Origin of the sequence: Streptomyces sp. NPDC057486, assembly GCF_042802415.1 — a bacterium.
Lineage (GTDB): Bacteria > Actinomycetota > Actinomycetes > Streptomycetales > Streptomycetaceae > Streptomyces > Streptomyces yanii.
Genome location: NZ_JBHVEE010000168.1, coordinates 1 through 20,369, shown reverse-complemented (window position 1 = coordinate 20,369; position 20,369 = coordinate 1). Strand labels below are relative to the sequence as shown.

The window sequence follows — 20,369 nt, the reverse complement described above, 5'->3', positions numbered from 1 at the left end:
GCGCTGAAGCTCGTCCTGCTGGTCCCGGTACTCCACGTGCTGTCCCTTGCGGTAAGGCATGGGGGATCTCCAAGTCTCGTGTGGATCGGTGGGGGGCTGCCCTGCTCGTTCGGCAGGGGGTGCGCCGCCCTCTTGGTGCCCGCGACTGTCGCCGGGCGTACTGACAGCCCACCTCCAACTACGCGCACCAGCAACCACTACGGGCCGAATGGGGGACCCCTCGTCCAGCCCGCCGACACCGTGCCGTCGGGGGTACAACGGCATGACCGCCGCTGTGCCCCCGACTGCTGAAGGGCTCGCCCGGCCGGCAGACCGGTGGCTCATCCTGCCCGCACCGGACCGTCCCGCCTTCCACGACAGCGCCACCTGTCTGGCTGTCTCCAGGTGGCCGACAACATCCTCGAGGTCCTTACCCGTCGCGGAGTGCTCATCAGTCGGTGGTGAGGTGGGTGGTGTAGAAGTCGGTGAGCTTGTCGATGGCGGGGTCGATGTATTCCTTCTTGTCGTACAGGTCGACGTGGCTGGCGCCCTTGATCCAGTGAAGTTCCTTGGGGCCGGTGGCGCGCTGGTGGGCCTCGACGGCCATCCAGGCGGTGACGGCGCGTTCGCCGATGATCTGGAGGATCGGGCGGTCGCCGATCAGAGGGATGGCGAGGAAGGCGTCGTGGAAGGCCATCCTGTCGATGCTCTCCCAGGCCAGGAACTTCGCGGAGCGTTCGTGCTCGCCTCGGGGGGTGCAGTAGTACTCGAAGCCTTCGATGCCGTGCTCGCCGCCAAGGGCGCCGGCCTGCTCGGCGGTCTCGGGGAACATGGTCATCGTGCCGGGGTCCTCGCCGCGGGCGGCGGCGGTACGGGCCTGGGCTGCGGCGTCCAGCAGGGCCTGGAAGACGGCCGGGTCCTGGGTGCCGTCCGCGCCGAGACGGAACTGGCGGGCGGGCTCGGCGGTGGACACGGTGGCCACGGCCTTGACCCGGTGGTCACCGCCGGTGGCCGCCAGCGAGTAGCTGCCGGAGGCGCAGATCCCCAACAGGCCGATCCGGTCGGCGTCGACCTCGTCGAGGGTGGTGAGGTAGGACACCGCGGCCTTGAAGTCCTCCACCCGCTGAGCCGGGTCCTCCAAACCGCGCGGCAGGCCACCGGACTCGCCCTGGTGCGCGGCGTCGAAGGCAAGGGTGACGAAACCCCGCTCGGCCATCCGCTGCGCGTAGGTACCGGAGGTCTGTTCCTTCACGCCCGTGCCGGGGTGACCGACCACGAGCGCCGGCCGCGGACCCGGCGCCGGCGTGTCGGGGGTGTAGAGATGGCCGGCGAGCGAGATGCCGGCGCTGTCGAAGGTGACGGTGGTCTGGGCCATGAGGGACTCTCCGAGAGACGGTGGTTACGTGTCGTAACGCACCCGGCGCGGCGGACCCGGAGCCCGCACCCTGCCGGGCACACATCCACGTTCCGTCAGTCTCCACACGAGCGGGAGAGCCAGGTTTCTGCCTGGGAAAGAACTTGCCCCCTCAAACATGTGCCGTGGTCCTCGCGGTGCAATGACACTGGAGAGCATGACTTCAGACTCCGACTCCCGGGCGCTGGGCGCCTTCCTCAAGGCCCGGCGGGCCCAGCTGACACCGAGGGAATGCGGCCTTCCCGAGACGGACTCGGCCCGCAAAGTCGCCGGACTGCGTCGCGAGGAGGTCGCCCAGCTCGCCGCCATCAGCGTGGACTACTACACACGACTGGAACAGGGCCGCGTCCGGGCATCCATACCCGTGCTCACCACCCTGGCCCGCGCCCTGCGCCTCGACGACGACCAGCAGAAGTACCTCTACGAACTCGCCGGCCGAACCGACGCCCACCCACGCCGTCGCCGACCCGCCCAACGCCTGCGTCCCGCCATGCGACGGCTGCTCGACCAGCTCAGCGAAACCCCTGCGCTCGTCCTTGGCAAACGCTTGGACATCCTGGCCTGGAACCCAGCCGCCGTAGCCCTCTATACCGACTTTGCCGCCATCCCGGCCCACCGGCGCAACTACATGCGGCTGCTGTTCACGAACCCGGTGGTCCGGCAGCTGCACCAGGACTGGGCCCACGACGCCCGGGAAGCCGTCGCCGCACTGCGCATGGAGGCCGCGGCCGACCCCGACGATCCCGACCTCGCCCAGCTCGTCGGCGAACTGTCCCTCCAGGACCCCGACTTCCGCACCTGGTGGGCCGAACACCGCGTCAACAGCGCCAGTTACGGCACCAAGCACTACCGCCACCATCTGGTGGGCGACCTCACCCTCGACTGCGACACCTGGACCAGCCCCGACGGCTCCGGACAGCGCCTGATGATCCTGACCGCCGAACCCGGCAGCCCCTCCCACGACGCCCTGCGCATCCTCACCTCATGGACCACCCGGCAACCGAGCACCGACCGGAGGGAGGATCTGACGCGATGACGACCTGGACACCCGAAGATCTCGCCCTTCTCACCGGGTCCGAATCCCTCGTCCTGACCGCCGGGGACGACGGTCACCCCGGCGTGGAGCTCGGTATGGTCCTGGTCCGCGGCGAGCTGTATGTCCGCGCCTACCGCGGGGTCCGGTCCCGCTGGTACCAGGCTGCACAGAAGCGCAGCCACGGACAGATCCGGGTGGGGGCCGTCACCCGCGACGTCCTCCTGGAAACCCGTGACAACGGGCCCACCTCCGAGATCGACGCCGCCTACCGGAACAAGTACGGTCAGGCGGCCGGCCCTCTCGCCGCGAGCCCCGCGGCACACGCCGCGACGATGCGGATCGACCCGGTGCCCTCGTCGAACGGCGCCACGGGCCTGGTCCGCTGACGGAACGGGACCCCGGGCAACTTCGGCGCGCAGCAGCGCGCTCACCGCCGAGCTGTCCGGCGAGACTGCTTGTCACGAGAGTTCCGCAGCTGCTGTGATCTCCCGCGTCGCCGGCATCGGGCGCATCACTGTGACTCTGCTGAGAGAGGACAGCAGACCTCCTGGCGCTCACCGCGGGCCATGCGCCCCTGGCGCTCACCGCCTAACTTGACTCTGTCGGGGATCTTGGAGTGGTCGGGATCAGGTGCCGAGGGTCCGCCAGGACTTTGACCGGGGAATCCTCTGTTGGTCCAGGTAGGTCTGGAAGGTGGTCGGCGGTCTTGGTGGCGAGCCCTCTTCGGTCACCGACCACCTGCTGAGGCGTTCGATGTTCACGGCGATGGCAGTGAGTACGTGTTGCAGGTGGGCTTTCGAGCGTCCTCGGTAGCGGCATTGGCGCATGCCGTGTCCGTGGGCGAATTCGTTGATGGTGCCCTCGACTCCGGAGCGGACCGCGTAGCGGGCCTTCCAGTCGGGTGTCTGCTGCTCGGCCCGGACGCGGAGTTGCAGGTCGCGGAGTTCCTGCGGGGGAAATCCCACGGTTCGGGCGCTGTCGGCGGTGGTCGTGCAGCGGGTGCGGACCGGGCAGGGACGGCACTGGCTCTTGGTGAACCGTGCCACGATCAGAGGTGCCGCAGTGGGTGAGGAGGTCGGGTGGGGGCCGTGCCATCCCCGGCTGATCTCGCCCTGCGGGCAGGTCACCTGTTGGCGGTCGAAGTCGATGTGGAAGTCGTCGCGGTCGAAGCCGTCGTTCTTGCGGTGCTGGCGGGTGGGGTTGCCCGGCAGTGGGCCGGTGACCGTGACCTGGTGTTCCCGGGCTGCCTGTTCCAGGTGGACCAGGGAGGTGTAGCCACCGTCGACCAGGTGCTCGGCGGGCAGTAGCCCACGGAGCTTCAGCCGGGTATGGATGCCGGGTAGAGCCTTCGCGTCGTAGCCGGTGGCGTCAGTGGTGGCCACATCCGTGATCACGTTGACGCCGTCGGGAGTACAGGTTTCGGTGAGATGTGCGACGAACCCCTTCCAGCGGGTGATATGACCGCGGCGCGCGTAGCGGACCGTCGGGTCGTAGGGCGAGACGACCGCGATGGACGAGGGCGGCAGCCCGCCGTCCTCGGCAGTGCGCCAGCGCAGGCGGCCTGCCGCATCGCGGTAGTAGTTCTGCACCATGATCTGTCGCAGGGCCTGGACCCGGGGGCCGGACAGGCGTTTCGCCCCGTACTGTCCAAGGTGCTCGATCAGCCGGACGGCGTCGTCGCCGGTGGCGAGGATCCTGGTCTTGGGGCGGGTGGGGTTCTTGCCCAGTCGGACCGGGCGGCCGTAGCGGCGTCCCCATTCCTCGTCGATCAGGCCGGCCAATAGGTGCGAGGCGGTGCCTGCCAGCTCTTCCAGCGCGGCCCGGACCGCCTCGGTGACCAGCTCCAGCCGGGTCAAGTCACGGACTGCGGAAAGGACATGGGTGGAGTCGGTGCGCTGCGTGGTGCGCTCACGCACCAGCCCGGCGTCCTTGAGCCGCACCAGCGCCAGGTCGAGGAGCCGATCGGCTCGATCGCCCTCGATCAGGCGTTCACGGAAGTCGGCCAGCACACTGTGGTGGAATCCTGGATCGTCCAGGTCCAGAGCCATGGCGTACTTGAAATCGATGCGGCAGCGCACTGCCTCGGCCGCCTGCCGGTCCGAGAGGCCGAGGAGGAACTGAAGCACGCAGACGGTGGCCAACTGAGCAGGCGAGAGACCCGGCCGGCCGTCGCGCGGGTACCAGTCGGCGAAGTCCTGGTCGTCCCACAACCCGTCCAGCCGGTCTCTCACCCACATCGCTGTCGTGCCGTTCGGGTTGCTTGCCCGTGCGATCTGCACGGTCAGAGCCGGAATTTGCTCACCAGAACGGGGACAGAGAGACAACGAACACCTCGGCAACCACATCGGCCTGCGGGACAGCCCGAGCATGCCCGCTGATCTCGCTGCCGCACCGGGAAACTCCAAGATTCCCGACAGAGTCAAGCTAAGGGCTGTCCCGTAATCCCTGGCGGATCAGCGCGCGGCGTCAGATGCGGTGCATCGCAAGGCGGAGGACCGTCCTCATACTGGGTGTATTCGGGCGTTCCGACAACGCAGCGAGGTGCCGTAGCTGTCGTCGTGCGCCCGCCAGGGATTACTGGACAGCCCTTAGTGTCGGTTGGCATGCGCATACTTGTCGTGCAGCACGACTCGGAGCTTGCAGTAGTGATTTCCGAGTGCCTGCGCCGTATCAGCTTCGACGTCGACGTGGCGGCAGACCTCACCGATGCCGGTCTCAAGTTGGGTGACACCGTCTATCACGGCCTTGTGGCCGACCGGGCGCAGCCCGACGGTGACGTCCTCCGCCTGGTCGCCACCCACCGCCGGGCCGGCTGGACCCGCCCGGTCCTGATGCTCACCGCGCTCGATTCGCACGCCGAACGGGCGGCCCTCATCGAGCAGGGCGCGGACGACTACCTGGTCAAGCCCCTCGACACCGCCGAACTGGCCGCCCGGATGCGCAGCCTCTGCCGCGCCCCCGTGGTTCCCGCCCAGGTGTCCCGGCTACGCATCGGCGACCTGCAACGGGGCCGACACGACGGCCGGTTCACCCGCGCCGGGGTACCGCTTTCGCTGACCGTCACGGAGGCTGCGGTCCTTCAGGCTCTGATGCTGGCCGGCGGCGCGCTGGTCACCCGTGATCGACTGGCCAAGAGCTGCGCCGGCGAACAGCACCAGCCGGAATCCCAGGCGGTCGACGCGCTGATCGGCCGACTCCGTCGTAAGCTCGGTCCCCCTGACCCGATCCAGACCGTCCGCGGGATCGGCTACCGGCTGGTCGACCCTGCCTGAGACAGCGCCCCGGGCGGTGAACCGATGGGTTTGCGTGCACACGGGAGACGCCGTCCCGCTTCGTATGTGGCCCGTTCGAGCAGGAGGGCGGCGCCTGCGCGCGCCTACGACGTCAGTGGGAGTGGCCGAGTTGGGCGAGGGCGTGGTCCAGCGTGTCGACGAAGAAGTCGGCCGCGGTGCTGTCGATGCACAACGGTGGCTTGATCTTCAGGATGTTGAGGTGGTCCCCGGTGGGCTGGACGATCACGCCGAGGTCGAGCATACGGTCGCAGAGTTCGGCGGTCTCTTCTGTGGCGGGTTCCAGGCTGACGCGGTCCCGGACGAGTTCGAGGCCGAGGTAGAGGCCCGAGCCGTGGACGGCGCCGATGATGCCGTAGCGGTCGGCCAGTGCCTTCATCCGGCGCTTCAGGTGGCCGCCGACGCGCACCGCATTGCCTTGGAGGTCCTCGTCGCGCAGGGCGTCCAGGACGGTGAGGCCCACGACGCTGGAGACCGGGCTTCCTCCGGTGGAGGAGAAGAAATAGCCCTGGTCGCGGTACCTGTCCGCGACCGACTTGGACGTGATGACGGCGCCGAGGGGGTGTCCGTTGCCCATGGCCTTGGCGACACAGACGATGTCGGGGACGACCTGCTGCTGCTCGAAGCCCCAGAACCAGTGTCCCAGGCGGCCGTACCCGACCTGGACCTCATCGGCGACGGCCAGGCCGCCGTGACGCCGTACCGCCGCGTATACGTCGGCGAGATAGCCGTCGGGAAGGGCGACTCCTCCGGCGTTGCCGTAGAAGGTCTCGCCGATGAACGCTCCCGCCGGGCGGCCGGACGCGGCCAGCTCGTCGATCACGGCGACTGCCTCGGGGCCGTACCGCACGGCGTCCGTCCCGCGGTGCAGGCCTCGGTAGGAGTTGGGCGAGTCCACCGTGTGGACCCAGTTCGGGCGGGTGGCGAGGGCGTTCGGGTTGTCCTGGAGTGAGGTGGAGACGGCGTCGGAGGCGTACGTCCAGCCGTGGTACGCCTCGCGCAGTGCGACGACGTCGTGTCGGCCGGAGGCGCCGATGGCCAGCCGGAGGCCCAGATCCACCGCTTCGGAACCGGAGTTGACGAGGAACACCGTGTCCAGAGGGTCGGGAAGGAGGGCGGCGAGGCGTTCGGTGAACTCCACCACCGAGGCGTAGTGGAAGCGCGAGTTGGTGTTGAGCCGTCGCAGCTGCCGGGAGACCGCCTGTTCGACGCGGGGGTGGGCGTGGCCGAGCGGGGTGACGTTGTTGACGATGTCGAGGTACGAGCGGCCGTCGGTGGACAGCAGATGGTGGCGCCAACCACGCTCGATACGGGGAGGGCCGGCGTAGTAGTGCTCCTGCACGGTCGCGAATACGGCGTCACGCCGGTCGAGCAGGTCGTCCTTCTGCGGCGTGAGGCCGGAGGCCGGGAGACCGAGGAGCGGGGCGGGGTCGGTGGTGAGCGTGAGCCAGCCGGGGGCGTACTCGGGGCGGACCAGGGGAGGGACGGCAGGGCTGTCGGCGTCGCGCAGCGCGATGTGGAAAGAGGTTCCGGAGGAGAGGTGGGCGACGTCTTCGCCTGCCTGGACCGTTGCACCGGTGGTGACCATCGGGTGGACCGTGCCGAAGGACAGGGTCAGCACCTGCGGGCCGTGGGCGATCTCCACACGGCCCGGTGCCGCGGCGAGGACCTTCCCCGTGATGGGGGCCTGCACCACGGTGGCCCGGCCGAGCCAGAGGTCGATGCCGGTGGGCACGGTGGTGGCGGAGACGGCTGACAAGGCCGACGCCTGAGTAAGCCGTGGACGGGCGTACCGGGTGGCGACCGCGACGGCTCCGCCCGCGAGCGCGGTGGCGGCCAGCCGGTCCTCGATGCCGGCTTCGAGCCAGGCTCCGTGGTCCATGGAGTCGGCGCCGGTCGACAGGTCGACGATGGCGATGTCGTCGGCGGCGACGCCCCGTAGGAGAGGGTGCACCGGTGAATTGGCCTGAGCGGGCACGTCGGCCAGGCCGGTCGCGTCCTTGACGAGGTGGACCATCACCGGCAGGGGCAGGTGGGTGGCCTGCTCGAATATGTGCCACTCGCGGTCGAGCGCGGCCTTGGCATAGGCGTTGTCCTCGTCGACGGCGGCCTGCTGCCGCCCGCTGGCGACCAGGACGGCGGCGCGCAGGACCACCAGCGGCCACAATGCCTCGGCCTCCTCCTGGGAGAGCGGCCGAACGGCGTGGAAGGCGCGGACGGCGGCCAGCACGTGATGGGGCTCGACGCCTTCGTGGTGGAGCATCGAGGAGAGCGACACGGCGAGTTCGCCGACCGCCCAGCTCGTGGTCAGGTCGCCGAAGTCGATGACGCCGTCGGGCATGGTCAGGCGGCCGTCGGGGCAGCGGATCAGATTGTCGTCGGTGAGATCCAGGTGCACGGGCTGCGACGGCAGTACGGCGGCAACCCTCTGGACGCGTGCCCAGGCCTCGGCGGTCGCGGCCTGGACGGCGGCGCGCCGGTCGGGCTCGTCGATGTGCCCGGCGAGCTTGGCGACGACGCGGTCGGCGTGCTGCAGATCCCACTGGAGAACGCGCTCGAGGCCCGGGTGCCGGAAGTCGCGCAGGGCGGTGCTGACTTTCGCGGCGACTGTGCCCATGGCCGCCATCGTGGTCGGTGACAGGTGCCGGGGTCCCGACAGCGGGCCACCGGGCAGGTAGCGCAGCAGCCGCGCGACGGCCGGCCCGCTCCTGGTGTCCACCGTCGTGCGACGCGGGGAGCCGTCGGGGCGGAGCAGGACGGTGGCGATGCGCAGTTCCGGGTGCGCCGAGGCGATCAGGTCGGCGGCGGTGTCCTGGGCTTCGATCTCCATTGCGCCGAAGGCGGGGTTGGCGATCTTCAGAATCGCCACAGGCGTCCCGTCGTGGGCGTGCAGCAGGAAGTTGACGTCCTGCTGGCTTCCCAGCGCCTGCGCGCGAGCGGTGATGCCAAGGTGCTCGGTGGCGATGCGCTCTGCCTCGGCCGGTGTCACCTGTGGTACGGGAAGTGCGTCTTCACTGAAGAAGTCGATCGTGCGGTACTCGTTGTGCAGCATGCAGGGCTCCTCGGCCGGTGCGGGCAGGCTGGGTTGGGACGCTCCGATGCCTCAGTCGACGTGCCACATGAAGCGGTGGGTGTGAATGGCGAAGTAGGGGAAGTTCTCCACGGACGCGACACCCTCGACGGGGCGCACGACGTCGTTGATGAAGTCCAGAAGATCGCGAGGCTGACTGCACACGACCTCCGCGAACAGGTCGAAGCTGCCGGCCGTCAGGACCGTGTACACGACTTCGTCGTGCCGGGACAGTTCATCGGCCACCGCCCGGGGATCGCCGTCGAGGCGCAGGCCCAGGAGCGCCATCGTCTGCCGGCCCATGGTCATCGGGTCGGTCACTCCGACGACCTGGACCGCCTTGCTGTCGATCAATCGCTGCAGCCGGAGCCTTGCGGCCGAAGGTGAAAGTCCCACCTTCGGTCCCAGGTCGGCGTAGGGGATGCGACCGTCGACCTGCAGCTCCCGCAGGATGGCCTGGTCGATGTCGTCCATGAGGCACCTCTCTCGCCTGCGTGACCGGCAGGACCTGCGCTCGTTTCAAGCACAATGCCGGATCGTCGCGCTTGAATCAACTGTATGTACGCTCGAATCGAGCGGATCGTGGGTTCTGGGCTCTCGAGAGTGCTCCACAGCTCTGTGAAGTGTCCGGCCATGGCGGCATCCCGGGCCGACGCCGGGAAGCGGTGCGGTCGCAGGGCCGTGGCTGTCTTCGGAGAACGCCACGTCGGTCATGCCCGTGCCGTCGTCCCGGGTGACGAAGATGATGCGCTTGCGGCTCGCGGGCACCGATCGCTGCCTCGAACCGGTCGAAGGCGGACCAGGCCTCAGCCACCTGGCTGCCACCGGCCGAAGGCCGGAAGCCGTCGTGCGGGTCTTCCTGGCCGAAGCGCTGCGGGCGGGGGCTCCTGCGTCCTCGTGTGCGTCATCAAGGGGGCGACGGTGTCGGGGCCGGCCCGACAGAGCCGTCGGCCACGAGCTCGGTGTACTTGCGCGGGACGGTCTTCCCGGCACCGGCCTCCTGGTCGAGGGCCGGGGGCGCGAACGCCGCCGGGGCGCCGGTGCGGACGAGGCCCCGGGCGTCGCCGCCCGGGGACCATGCGCGAGGTAGGGGTGCGGGGGTCAGTTACGTCCGGCCATGACGCCGCCGTCGATGTCCCAGACGGCGCCCGTGACCCAATCGGTCTGGTTCGACAGGAGGAAGGCGACCGTCGCGGCGACGTCGTCAGGGGTGCCGGTACGGCCGAGGGGGTGGAAGTCGTTGAAGCCGTCGAGGGCGGAGTCGATGTCCGACTTGGGGATGAACTCCTCGTAGATGGGGGTGCGCACGACCGCGGGGGCGACCGCGTTGACGCGGATGCCGTGCGAGGCGAGCTCCATCGCGAGGTGCTGGGTGAGGGAGTGCAGACCGGCCTTGGCCATCGAGTACGCCGACGAGGGCGTTGCGGCGACGGCCTGGTGCGCCCACATGGAACCGATGTTGACGACGGCTCCCTTCGCGCCGCGGCCGATCATGTTGCTGACGACGGTCTGGGTGAGGAAGAAGAAGGCCCGGTTGACGGCCTGGTAGCGGTCGTAGTCCTGGGGCGTGTGGTCGAGGAAGGACTTCGGGGCGAAGACGCCGGCCGCGTTGACGAGGAGGGTCGCGTCGGCGTGCTGGTCGGTGAGGACGACGCGCAGACGGTCGACGTCTGCGGGGTCGGTCAGGTCCGCCGCCAGACCGACGGCCTTGCCGTGGGTGGACAGGGCGGCGGCCGCCTCGTCGGCGCTGGACTGCGTGCGGCCGGTGACGACGGCGCTGCCGCCGGCGTCGAGAACGTGGCGGGCGACGGCGTGGCCCATGCCGCTGGTGCCGCCGATCACGACGACCTTCTGGCCGGTGAAGTCGAGGGTGGTGCTGGACATGTGGTGCTCCTGTTGCAGGCGTGCCCGGACGAGGGCAGGGGTGTCCGGTGTGCTGGTCAGGCGTAGGGGTTGAGGACGAGGTAGCCGTCGACGCGGCTGAGCGCGTCCGAGGCGGGGTCGGGCGGGAGCGCGTGGCCGAGGTTTTCGGCACGGACCTCGCTGATCCACTGGTCGTGCTGGTATTCGTGGTTGATCAGTGCGGTCAGCAAGTGGACCCCGACGAAGGTCAGTTGGGTGGGGGCACCGACATTGCCGGCGGCGATGTCGCCGATGCGGGCGTGGACGCGTTCGGCGACGGTGTTCCGGAAGGCGGTGAGCCGCTCGACGGTGGGCAGCGTGCCGCGGAACTTCTCCGGATTCGCCGAGTCCATGAGCCCGTCCAGTTCCGGGTCCGGGCTGGGCTCGGCCGCGGTGAGGTTGCGAATCATGAAGTGGGCGACGTGGGCCTGGTGGCCGAGATGCCAGCCGATGGCACTGGAGTCCTCGTGCGGTCGCCAGGTCACCTCGTCCGGAGTGAGGTCTCTCCACAGGTCATCGGTGTAAGCGCGGGCACGGTCGTACTCGCGGAGCAGGGCTTGGAGTTCGTACATGACTTCACCTGTCGGTGTCGGGGGAGAGAAGGGGAAAGCGAGGACGCGTCAGGTGCGAGCGGTCCTCTTCGCCAGGCGTGAGCTGTCCGTGTTCGACAGGCGCGTGGGCACCGCTGCGGACCGCGGCGACGAGGGCGATGTCGATCGCGCCGCCGACCTGCAGGCTGGTGCCCCGCCCGCAGGCGACTTCGTGCCTGGCTTCTTCGACGTCGTGGCTCGCGCCGACAGGTGCAGCCATGGGGCACCGGCATGCGCGGCGGGCGCCTCGTGGGCGGGGGTCTGCCCGGACGGTTCTGGGAGGGGTCAGACGGTGTCGTAGAGGCCCACTTCGGGTGCCGCCTTCAGCAACGGGGACAGACCGCCGACCACATCGCGGGTGAACAGACCGCTCTCCAGGTACGCCTTCGTGCCGGCCACGCCCCGGAACCCGTGGAGGACCTGGACGTCCTCGTCGCGGACAAGGAGCTCCTTGCCGGTGGCCCCAGGGATGGTCTCCAGGAACGGCTGCTTGTATTTCTGATACACGCCGACGGCCGCGACGCGGTTGGCCGGGTCGACCTGCAGGGTGATCTCAAGATACGCCATGGTTATGCCTCGCTCGATCGGCACGGACGGAGTAGTGCGGTACGTACCGCAACGTATCTGCCAAGTTAGGTGGCCCTCATGGCATCCGGTAGAGGATCCTGTTGAATCGAGCTATAAGCAGTGCGTATGGCTAGCGGCGGGCGGCCGCGAGGCTGTCGGCAAGACGGAGAAGGTCCGCGCCGAGCGGGGAGTCGGCGCTCCAGACCGCTTCGAAAGAGATCTGCACCTCGCGGCCCTCGTCCATCAGAGGCCGGTGGGGCACGTCGGGCGAAGTGAGCTTGGAACGGGGGACCATGGCCGAGCCCAGGCCCAGCTTCGTCCAGTCCTCCAGGACCTGGTAGCCGGCGGCTTCTCCCGGATACGTGTGCAGGGGCATGTGGCGGGCCTGGAAGAGCTGTGTGGTGAATGTGGTCAGGCCGCAGGTGTCCGGAACGAGGATGAAGCACTCTTTGCCGGCTTCTTCCAGTTCGAGTGGTGCCGCGTCCGCGGAATCGGGGCTGACGACGACGATGGGCTCGACGTCGACGACCCGGTGCTCGAAGCGCGGCATCGCGGTCACGGCCGGGATCAGAATGATGTCGAGCCGGCCGGCCAGCAGACATTCGCGCAGGTCCTGCATGTTTGCCTCGCGCAGCACGAGGTCGCGGGGGGCGGGCAGGTCGCGCACCTTGCTGAACGCCCGGGCGACCAGGTGCGAGCCGATCAGGGGCGAGACGCCCATGCGGATCTTCTGCTCGCCGGGTTCGGTCAGCCGCCTGGCCTCCGCCGCGACGGCGTCGAGCGCGACCAGGGCACGCTCGATCAAAGGCAGGATCCGGGCGCCGAACGCCGTCTGGGTGACCCCGCGCGGCGACCGGTCGAACAGCTTGTCGCCGAGGCGTTCCTCCAGTTTGGCGATGCCGTTGGACAGGGCGGGCTGGGTGACACCGTAAGCGCGTGCGGCGGCGCTGAACGACTTGGTCTCGGCGACTGCCTGTGCGTATCGAAGGCCTTCGAGATTCAGGCGATCGATCATAGCCATGCCTTATAGCTCCATTCATTGATGTCCCCTACCGGGCTTGTGTTCCCGTGCCTACGGTGGGGGCCCTGCTGATTCAGCATAACCAGCAGCTATATGCATCGTCGTGTTCGGAATGGAAAGGCACCATGTCAGACACTGCCGTGGCCATGGTCGTGACCGAGGCCCGAGGTCCTCTTGACCTCTCCGTGGGCGAGACGACACCGCCGACGGGCAGGTGGGTCCGGGTGTCCGTCACGGCGAGCGGCGTGTGCAACGCCGACGTCGCGACGGCCGCAGCCACCGGCGCGGGCACGTCCTTCCCTGTCACCCCGGGACACGAGGTCGCCGGTGTCATCGCCGAGATGGGCGACCGGGTCGAGGGCTGGTCGGTCGGGGACCGCGTGGCCGTCGGCTGGTTCGGCGGCAGCTGCGGGCACTGCGCGCCCTGCCGGGCGGGTGACGTCGTCCACTGCCCTGAACGCAGGGTTCCCGGCCTGTCCTACCCGGGCGGCTGGGCCCAGAGCATCGCTGTGCCCGCCGACGCGCTCGCGCGCATCCCCGACGGACTCGACCTGTTCGACGCCGCCCCGTTCGGCTGCGCCGGCGTGACGACCTTCAATGCCGTCCGCAAGGCCCGTACGCGCGAGGGCGGTCGCGTCGCCGTGTTCGGGCTCGGCGGCCTGGGGCATCTGGCCGTCCAGTTCGCGGAGAAGCTCGGTTACGAGACCATCGCCATCGCCCGGGGCTCCGACCGCGAGAAATTCGCCCGCGACCTCGGCGCCCACCACTACATCGACAGCAACGCCCAGGCACCCGGAGCCGCCCTGAAGGAACTCGGCGGCGCCGACCTCATCGTCCACACCGCCTCCTCCACCGCCCCCGTGGACGAACTGCTCACCGGGCTGAACACGCGCGGACAGCTCACCCTCGTCGGCGTCGACGCGGGATCCGTGACCGTACCGGCGGCTCAGCTCGTCATGAACGGCCACACCATCACCGGACACCTGACCGGCAGCGCGCGCGAGACGGAGGAAGCGATGCAGTTCGCCGTCACCAACGGCGTACGGCCGATGATCGAGCGCATGCCGCTGGCGCGGGCCGGTGAAGCTGTGACCCGGCTGCGCTCCGGAGCCCCCCGCTTCCGCATCGTCCTGGACACCGCCGACGGCGAGTAGCCACACCCTTCCGCTCCGCGCCGCCGTCACGGCGCGGAGCGGCCCCGGCCTTGCCTTGATGCCACCGGCTCGGCACGCCCCCAGAAGCCGGATGCCCGAACACCACCGACGACAGCAGGGTTCGGCCTGATCAGAAAGGGAAATCACACGTGTCCCACCAGGACTGCCACGACGTGATCGTGGTCGGCGCCGGCGCCTCCGGACTGGCTGCGGCCACCGCTCTGCTCACCGCCGGCCGCGACACGGTCTGCCTGGAGGCCCGCGACCGCACCGGCGGACGCCTGCTTTCCGCCCTCACATCGCACCCCGAGCGGGCCCTCGACCTGGGAGCCACCTGGTTCTGGGACGGCGAGCAGCGCGTGCAGACCCTGGCCGCACGCACGGGCATCGAGACTTTCGAGCAGCACCTCGTCGGCGATACCCTCCTGCAGGAGCCCACCGGCACACGCCGCCTCACCGGCAACCTGATCGACGCCCCCTCCCGCCGCTTCGCCGCCGGATCCCAGAGCATCACCTCCGCTCTCGCCGCGGCACTGCCCACGGGCATACTGCGGCTGAACACGCCCGTCAGCGCCATCCACCGGGACGGCCGGGGCGGCCTTGCCGTGCTGGCCCCGGCCGGAACCCTGCACGCCGAGCACGTCATTCTGGCCGTCCCGCCGGCGTTGGCAATGGAGCGCATCGACTTCGGCGACACGCTGTCCAGCGACCTCGTGCGTCTTGCCCGGGCCACCCCGGTATGGATGGGGGCCGTCGCCAAGGTCGTCGCCCAGTACTCCTCCGCCTTCTGGCGGGAGGAGGGGCTGGCCGGTGCGGCGCTCAGCAGGACCGGCCCGCTACAGGAGATACACGACATGTCGGGGCCCGACGGTCGGCCCGCCGCCCTCTTCGGATTCGCGCACGCCCGTACCGTCCGAGCGGGATTCGACAAGGCCGTCACCGCACAGCTCACACAGCTTTTCGGACCGGTCGCGGCCACCCCGGAAGTCCTGCACGTGCAGAACTGGAGCGCCGAGCGGTGGACGTCCCCGTCCACCGTGCAGCACCTTGCCGACTACTCTCTCTTCGGCCACACCCTTTATCAACGGCCCGCGCTGGACGGCCGCCTGCACTGGGCGTCGACCGAGACGGCGGTCGACCATGCCGGACACATCGAAGGCGCCCTCGCCGCCGGAAATCGAGCCGCACACGCCGTACTGGCGACGCCCGGCGCCCTGAACGGCCGCAGCGTCACCACCCCCACCGCAAGCCGCTGAAAAACCTCCCCATGGACCGCGATTTCGATCGCGTCGTCGGAGCTCGCGCACGAACGGGTCGAGCTGCTGGTCCTGCGGCAGCAGCTCGCCGTGCTCCAACGCCAAGTCGGAACCGGGCGGGCACGTCCGAGGCTCCGAGGTACTGCTGGGCGGCGCTCCAGGCGCCGCCCAGCCCGGCGAGTCCGAGCGGGATCCCGAAGTAGTTGAGCGGCAGTGCCGTGCCCGGCGGACTTGCGCCGGCCGTCAGACGCCGGGCTCCGTTCCGGTCGCGAGGACCATCCGGAAGCGCGCGTCGCCGGCCATCATCTTCGCGTACGCCTCCCCGGCCCGCTCCAACGGAACGGTCTCGATCATCGGCTGGACGTCGTGTGCGCGGGCGAAGGCGACGTTGTCCTCGTTGTCGCTCGGAGTGCCGGTCAGCGAGCCGACGATCGAGCGTGCACCCATGATGAGGGCCGGGGTCAGGACCTCGACCGGATCCATCGCCACGCCGACGACCACGAGCTGGCCACGGACAGCGAGCCCCGCTACCAGCGGTGACATGGAGCCGCCGTGGCTGGCGGTGGCGAGGATGACCTTGGCGCCCCCGAGTGCCTGCAGTGCATGCGCCGGGTCGGCCTGGGTGGAGTCGATGTAGTGGTGTGCGCCGAGTTCGAGCGCAAGCTCCTTCTTGCCTTGTCCGCGGGCGATCGCGGCCACCCGGAATCCCATCGCACGGGCGTACTGGATGCCGAGGTGTCCGAGGCCGCCGATGCCCTGGACGGCGACCAGGTCGCCGGCGCGCGCGGCCGACGTCCGAAGGGCGTGGTGGACGGTGAGACCCGCGCACATCAGCGGGGCCAGTTCGGCGGCGGGTGCGTCCTCGGGCACGGCAACGAGACCCGAGGCGCGCGTGGTGACGTACTCGGCGTAGCCGCCGTCCTGGCTGTCGCCCAGCACGGGCTGGTCGGTGCAGTGGACGAAGTCTCTGTGCCGGCACATCTCGCACACTCCGCAGTGCCCGCCGAGGTAGCCGAGTCCGACCCGCTGCCCGACGTGCCAACCGGACACGTCGTCACCGACAGCATTGATACGGCCTACCACCTCGTGCCCGGGCACGACGGGCACGCCCGCCGGCCGCTTGCCGGTCAGGTTCACGATTCCGGCCACGTCGCTGTGGCAGACCCCGCACGCCTCGACGGCGACCCGGACCTCTCCCGTACCCGGGTGCCTGAGCTCCCGCTCGACGAGGGTGAACCCACCCTCAGTGGTCGCCTCGACGGCGCGATAGGTGCTCATGTCTTGCTCCATCTTCGTTGTCGACATATCAAAATGACCGGTCATCTTACGGAGTGGGCCGCCCGACCCCTCATCGGTGCGGTGTCGCTTTCCCGCTCGATTCAGCGGAGCAGGTCGCCGAACACGACCGTGAAGAACTCGGCGAAACCCTCGTCGCGTCGATCGACGCGTGCGCTGATCAACGTGCCTTCCCAGGCGTTCAGGACGAATCCGGCGAGCAGGTCGGCATTCGCCTCCGTGCGTACCGTGCCCTCCTGCTGCGCCTGATCGATGGCCTCGGCGATGGCCGCCCGCCACCGCCCGAGGCCTGCGGCGAGGGTGGCCCGGATCGCCTCATGGTGGTCGGCTGTCTCGGCGCCGAAATTGCCGAGCAGGCAACCCCGGCGGATCCCGAAGCTGACCACTTCGTCCCGCAGGGTCTCGAAGTGAGCGCGCAGCCGGTCCAGCGCCGGCGTACCCGGTCGCGTCAGCTCGGAAAGCCGTCGCGCGGCCCCGTAGCGCTGGATCGCCTCGACGGCGATCTCCTCCTTGCTCGCGAAGTGGTTGTAGAGCGAGCCCTTCGGTACGCCGGCCGCGTCGGTGATGTCCTTCACGCCGGTGCCGTGGAAGCCCCGCGCGTGGAACGTCGTCACGGCCGCGTCGATGATCTCTTCGCGCATGCTGACTCGTGGCATGGATCCTCCTGAAAATGACCGGTCGCCTTAAAGGTAGCAGAGGGGCCCCCAGGGCGTGTCAGTGGCTGGTGACAGGATCCAGGGGTGATGGTCAAGGGATACGACGACGGCCCGCTGGTTGCGGGCGAGTCACTGCTGGCCCGCCCGGGCTTCTGGTCGAACTACCTCATGATGTGCGGCGATTGGTCGAGTGCTACGCGTCCTGTTCCGGAGTGGTTCGGCGATGACGGCGCCGATACCGATGCCTTGTCCGAGGTCCTCTTCGACCCCGAACGCTGGCCGGTGTTCCGGGTACCGGCTGCAGACGGTCCCGGAGCTGTGGTGATCTACCGCAATCTGGTCGGCGACTACGGCATCGACTACCTCCTCACTCATCCGGGCCGGAGCCATGCCCAGCAGATCGCCAACTGGGAAGGAGACCTCTCGGGGGCCGGGCTGACGTGGCACGAACTGGTCCGCCTCGCCGACAGTCCGTCCCCCGCGGCCGAAGGTGTCGAGGACACGGACGCCCGCCTCCTGCTGGTCCTTCCCCTCCTTGCCGACTCGGAAGTGCCGGAATCGGCGTCGGCAAGGCTCAGCGCCGCCCTGACTTCGGCTGGAGCGCCGCAAGACACCGCCTTCAGTACGGCGGAGCATCTGCTGACACGCCTGACGAGAAGGGTGCGCCACGATCCCACTTGGGGATCGCCACTCAGCGGCAGCTGAAGAACTGGCCAAAGCCGCTGGTCACCCAATGGGACGATCTTGGAATGGGTGGTGTGGTTGCGGTGTCGGAGCCTTCCTGATCCGGTGACAGCGACAGCCAGCCGCATCAGGCGACGTTCGCCCTGTCCTGACGCATCGCTCGATTGCTGTACCGGCGGTGCCGGACGGCCGGAATGATCACGCGGCTGAACGTGTGCAGGTTCCGGGCAATTGCCGACGACGAGGGCAGGCGGTTGCTGCGCATCATCCGCAGAGGCACCGGTTCGGTGGTGACCTGGCGACGGGCCCGGGATGGTGCTGTTGTCCGCGCAGGGCATGACCATGGCCTCGGGACGTGCGCGATACTCCCGGGCTGCGGTGGCTTCTTCCTCGGCAGCGTCACGACAGCGGTGGATGCTTGCGGTAGTCGCCGGGAGGTTTTCCCAGGATGCGTTTGAAGGCGACGCTGAGGGCGCTCTCGGATCCGTATCCGACGGCGTGGGCGATGGAGGCGAGTGTGGCGCCGCCTTCCCTCAGCTGCCGGGCCGCGAGCTCGATGCGCCAGCGCGTGAGGTATTCCAGCGGCCCCTGGCCGACCGTGGCCTTGAAGCGAGCAGCCAGCGTGGACCGGGACACCGTGCAGGCGTGGGCCAGTTCGGCCACGGTCCACGCCCGTGCCGGGTCCTGGTGCAGGGCGGCCAGAGCTGTGGCGACCAGGGGATCGGCGAGGCCGGCCAGCCAGCCCGACACGGCGTGCGGCTCGCGCGCGAGATGCAGACGCAGGACGTGGACGAGCATGACGACGGCGAGATGCTCCGCCACCAGGCTGGAGGCCAACTGCCGGTGCGTCAGCTCCTGGTCGATCGCGGAGAGCGCCCACTGCATCGTCTCCGCATGCCGGGTGTCGGCCGGGATGTGGATCACCGGGGGCAGCCGGTCCAACAGCAGTTCCTGGGCGCGGGCCCCGAACGAGAAACGGCCCCCGACCAGGAACGTGTCGTCGCCCTCTCCGGCCCGGGCGACACCGTCCTCCGTCCGGGCGAACAGTGGTGCGGCAGGGACGGGCACGGCCTCCGGATCGCTGCGCAGGGTGAACGGGCGCCGATGTGAGAGGAGGTAGCAGTCGCCCTCCGCCAGTTCGACCGGCGCGTCGACGCCGTCGACCTCCAGCAGGCAGGAGCCGCGCCGTACGGAATTGAACTTGACGCCCTGGGGAGCCTCGAACCGTACGGCCCACTGTCCTCCTGCCACCAGGCCCGCGGACAGGTGACCGCGCGTCTCCAGCAGGGCCAGCACATCTTCGAGAGGATCCATGCCACCCCTTCGGACTTTCACTAAAGGATTGAGGACTATCAACTATAGTTCGTCCGATGTGGTCTCCGTAGCGTGGCCATATGCCGACAAACATTCCTACTGACAGGCACTCGCTCTCGTCTTCGCCTGCGCGCTCCACCTCGCAGCTCGACTCCGCCATCCTGACCACGCCCTTCACCTCGCGCGCCCGCGCGGAGGAGGTGATCGAGGGTGTCGATCTCACCGGCCGGTGCGCCGTGGTCACCGGCGGCGCCTCGGGGATCGGCGCCGAGACCGTCCGGGCCCTGGCCGCCACCGGCGCGGAGGTCACGATCGCCACACGCCGCCCGGAGTCCGCGGACCCGCTTGTCCGGGAGATGGCCGCCGTCCGCTGCGCGGGCCGGGTCGGCGCGGTGGCCCTCGATCTGTCCGATCCGGCCTCGGTCGACGCGTTCGTACGGGCATGAACCGGGCCGCTCGACATCCTCGTCGCGAACGCCGGGATCATGGCCCTCCCGACGCGCACGCTCACCCCGGGCGGCTGGGAGATGCAGCTGGCCACCAACCATCTGGGCCACTTCGCACTCGCCACCGGTCTGCACGCCGCTCTGCGGGCCTCCGGCTCGGCGCGCGTCGTGGTCGTCAGCTCCGGTGCCCACCGGAGCGTGCCCTTCGACTTCGAGGATCCTCACTTAGAGCGCCGTCCGTACGACGCCTGGACGGCCTACGGGCAGTCCAAGTCCGCCGGCGTCCTGTTCACGGTCGGAGCCCGGCGCTGGGCTGCCGACGGAATCACCGTCAACGCACTGAACCCCGGTTACATCCTGACCCGTCTGCAGCGGCACCTCGACGACGACACCATGCGCGCGTTCGGGGTGATGGACGGCGAGGGGAACTTGACGCCGCCGCCGTTCTACAAGACCCCGGCCCAGGGAGCCGCCACCTCTGTCCTGCTGGCCGCCTCACCCCTGCTTGACGGCGTCACCGGCTGCTACTTCGAGGACAACCAGGAGGCGCGGGTCGTCCAGGGCGACGAGGACCGCCCCGGAGGTGTGGCCGCCCACGCCCTCGACCCCGAGGCGGCCGACCGGCTCTGGGAGTACGCCGCCGCCGCGAACCGTACCGCTTGACCGGCCATTCGGAGTCGGGGCCGCCGTGCCG

The 20,369-nt window shown here is 69.4% G+C and carries 18 protein-coding genes and 2 pseudogenes; 8 read left to right on the top strand and 12 right to left on the bottom strand.

Features of this window, described 5'->3' with window-relative positions; genetic code table 11:
* Window positions 1–430 precede the first annotated feature (430 nt).
* Window positions 431–1,354, bottom strand: a complete 924-nt coding sequence (locus tag ACFU6I_RS42620; protein ID WP_384378140.1) for an alpha/beta hydrolase — start codon at window positions 1,352–1,354, stop codon at window positions 431–433.
* Window positions 1,355–1,550: 196 nt separating this feature from the next.
* Between ACFU6I_RS42620 and ACFU6I_RS42615 the strand changes: the two genes are divergently transcribed.
* Complete coding sequence (locus ACFU6I_RS42615) at window positions 1,551–2,429, top strand: helix-turn-helix domain-containing protein (protein WP_384378137.1); 879 nt, start codon at window positions 1,551–1,553, stop codon at window positions 2,427–2,429.
* Window positions 2,426–2,815: a DUF2255 family protein gene (locus tag ACFU6I_RS42610; RefSeq protein ID WP_384378134.1), complete on the top strand. Its 390-nt coding sequence runs from the start codon at window positions 2,426–2,428 to the stop codon at window positions 2,813–2,815. Before ACFU6I_RS42615 ends, ACFU6I_RS42610 begins: the two co-directional genes overlap by 4 nt.
* Before the next feature lie 240 nt (window positions 2,816–3,055).
* On the opposite strand, the gene ACFU6I_RS42605 is transcribed toward ACFU6I_RS42610, so the two are convergent.
* On the bottom strand, window positions 3,056–4,708 hold the full coding sequence (locus tag ACFU6I_RS42605; RefSeq protein ID WP_384378131.1) for an IS1182 family transposase: 1,653 nt from the start codon (window positions 4,706–4,708) through the stop codon (window positions 3,056–3,058).
* A gap of 324 nt (window positions 4,709–5,032) precedes the next feature.
* On the opposite strand from ACFU6I_RS42605, the gene ACFU6I_RS42600 reads away from it, so the two are divergent.
* Complete coding sequence (locus ACFU6I_RS42600) at window positions 5,033–5,701, top strand: response regulator transcription factor (protein ID WP_384378128.1); 669 nt, start codon at window positions 5,033–5,035, stop codon at window positions 5,699–5,701.
* 112 nt (window positions 5,702–5,813) lie between these two features.
* On the opposite strand, the gene ACFU6I_RS42595 is transcribed toward ACFU6I_RS42600, so the two are convergent.
* From ACFU6I_RS42595 to ACFU6I_RS42565, 7 genes are all read right to left on the bottom strand, one after another.
* The gene (locus tag ACFU6I_RS42595; RefSeq protein ID WP_384378125.1) at window positions 5,814–8,771 is read right to left on the bottom strand and encodes an aminotransferase; all 2,958 of its coding nucleotides are present in this window, start codon (window positions 8,769–8,771) and stop codon (window positions 5,814–5,816) included.
* Window positions 8,772–8,822: 51 nt separating this feature from the next.
* Complete coding sequence (locus tag ACFU6I_RS42590) at window positions 8,823–9,263, bottom strand: Lrp/AsnC family transcriptional regulator (RefSeq protein ID WP_384378122.1); 441 nt, start codon at window positions 9,261–9,263, stop codon at window positions 8,823–8,825.
* Between the two features lie 627 nt (window positions 9,264–9,890).
* Window positions 9,891–10,673 carry an SDR family NAD(P)-dependent oxidoreductase gene (locus ACFU6I_RS42585; protein WP_384378119.1) on the bottom strand — a complete coding sequence of 261 codons (783 nt, stop codon included), beginning with the start codon at window positions 10,671–10,673 and terminating at the stop codon, window positions 9,891–9,893.
* A 56-nt stretch (window positions 10,674–10,729) separates the two neighbouring features.
* Window positions 10,730–11,263: a DinB family protein gene (locus ACFU6I_RS42580; RefSeq protein WP_384378116.1), complete on the bottom strand. Its 534-nt coding sequence runs from the start codon at window positions 11,261–11,263 to the stop codon at window positions 10,730–10,732.
* A 4-nt stretch (window positions 11,264–11,267) separates the two neighbouring features.
* On the bottom strand, window positions 11,268–11,501 hold the full coding sequence (locus ACFU6I_RS42575; protein WP_384378113.1) for a hypothetical protein: 234 nt from the start codon (window positions 11,499–11,501) through the stop codon (window positions 11,268–11,270).
* A 65-nt stretch (window positions 11,502–11,566) separates the two neighbouring features.
* Window positions 11,567–11,848, bottom strand: a complete 282-nt coding sequence (locus tag ACFU6I_RS42570) for a hypothetical protein (protein WP_384378110.1) — start codon at window positions 11,846–11,848, stop codon at window positions 11,567–11,569.
* A 130-nt stretch (window positions 11,849–11,978) separates the two neighbouring features.
* A complete protein-coding gene (locus tag ACFU6I_RS42565) occupies window positions 11,979–12,869 on the bottom strand; it encodes a LysR family transcriptional regulator (protein WP_384378107.1) in 891 nt (296 codons plus the stop codon).
* A gap of 125 nt (window positions 12,870–12,994) precedes the next feature.
* On the opposite strand from ACFU6I_RS42565, the gene ACFU6I_RS42560 reads away from it, so the two are divergent.
* Together ACFU6I_RS42560 and ACFU6I_RS42555 are read left to right on the top strand one after the other, a co-directional pair.
* Window positions 12,995–14,023 carry an alcohol dehydrogenase catalytic domain-containing protein gene (locus ACFU6I_RS42560; RefSeq protein WP_384378104.1) on the top strand — a complete coding sequence of 343 codons (1,029 nt, stop codon included), beginning with the start codon at window positions 12,995–12,997 and terminating at the stop codon, window positions 14,021–14,023.
* A 149-nt stretch (window positions 14,024–14,172) separates the two neighbouring features.
* Window positions 14,173–15,279 (top strand): flavin monoamine oxidase family protein, encoded by a 1,107-nt coding sequence (locus tag ACFU6I_RS42555; RefSeq protein ID WP_384378101.1) that lies wholly within the window; start codon window positions 14,173–14,175, stop codon window positions 15,277–15,279.
* A 243-nt stretch (window positions 15,280–15,522) separates the two neighbouring features.
* On the opposite strand, the gene ACFU6I_RS42550 is transcribed toward ACFU6I_RS42555, so the two are convergent.
* Together ACFU6I_RS42550 and ACFU6I_RS42545 are read right to left on the bottom strand one after the other, a co-directional pair.
* A complete protein-coding gene (locus ACFU6I_RS42550; RefSeq protein ID WP_384378098.1) occupies window positions 15,523–16,557 on the bottom strand; it encodes an alcohol dehydrogenase catalytic domain-containing protein in 1,035 nt (344 codons plus the stop codon).
* A 101-nt stretch (window positions 16,558–16,658) separates the two neighbouring features.
* Window positions 16,659–17,231: a TetR family transcriptional regulator C-terminal domain-containing protein gene (locus tag ACFU6I_RS42545; RefSeq protein WP_384378095.1), complete on the bottom strand. Its 573-nt coding sequence runs from the start codon at window positions 17,229–17,231 to the stop codon at window positions 16,659–16,661.
* Between the two features lie 87 nt (window positions 17,232–17,318).
* Here ACFU6I_RS42545 and ACFU6I_RS42540 point away from each other — a divergent pair, with 87 nt between their 5' ends.
* Both ACFU6I_RS42540 and ACFU6I_RS42535 read left to right on the top strand, forming a co-directional pair.
* The gene (locus tag ACFU6I_RS42540) at window positions 17,319–17,936 is read left to right on the top strand and encodes a hypothetical protein (RefSeq protein ID WP_384378142.1); all 618 of its coding nucleotides are present in this window, start codon (window positions 17,319–17,321) and stop codon (window positions 17,934–17,936) included.
* 173 nt (window positions 17,937–18,109) lie between these two features.
* Window positions 18,110–18,374, top strand: a pseudogene (locus ACFU6I_RS42535) (hypothetical protein); the annotation flags it as partial.
* On the opposite strand, the gene ACFU6I_RS42530 reads toward ACFU6I_RS42535, so the two are convergent.
* Window positions 18,315–19,229 carry an AraC family transcriptional regulator gene (locus tag ACFU6I_RS42530; RefSeq protein ID WP_384378092.1) on the bottom strand — a complete coding sequence of 305 codons (915 nt, stop codon included), beginning with the start codon at window positions 19,227–19,229 and terminating at the stop codon, window positions 18,315–18,317. The pseudogene ACFU6I_RS42535 and the gene ACFU6I_RS42530 sit on opposite strands and share 60 nt — an antisense overlap.
* 80 nt (window positions 19,230–19,309) lie before the next feature.
* Between ACFU6I_RS42530 and ACFU6I_RS42525 the strand changes: the two are divergent.
* Window positions 19,310–20,338 (top strand): annotated as a pseudogene (locus tag ACFU6I_RS42525) (SDR family NAD(P)-dependent oxidoreductase).
* Window positions 20,339–20,369 lie beyond the last annotated feature (31 nt).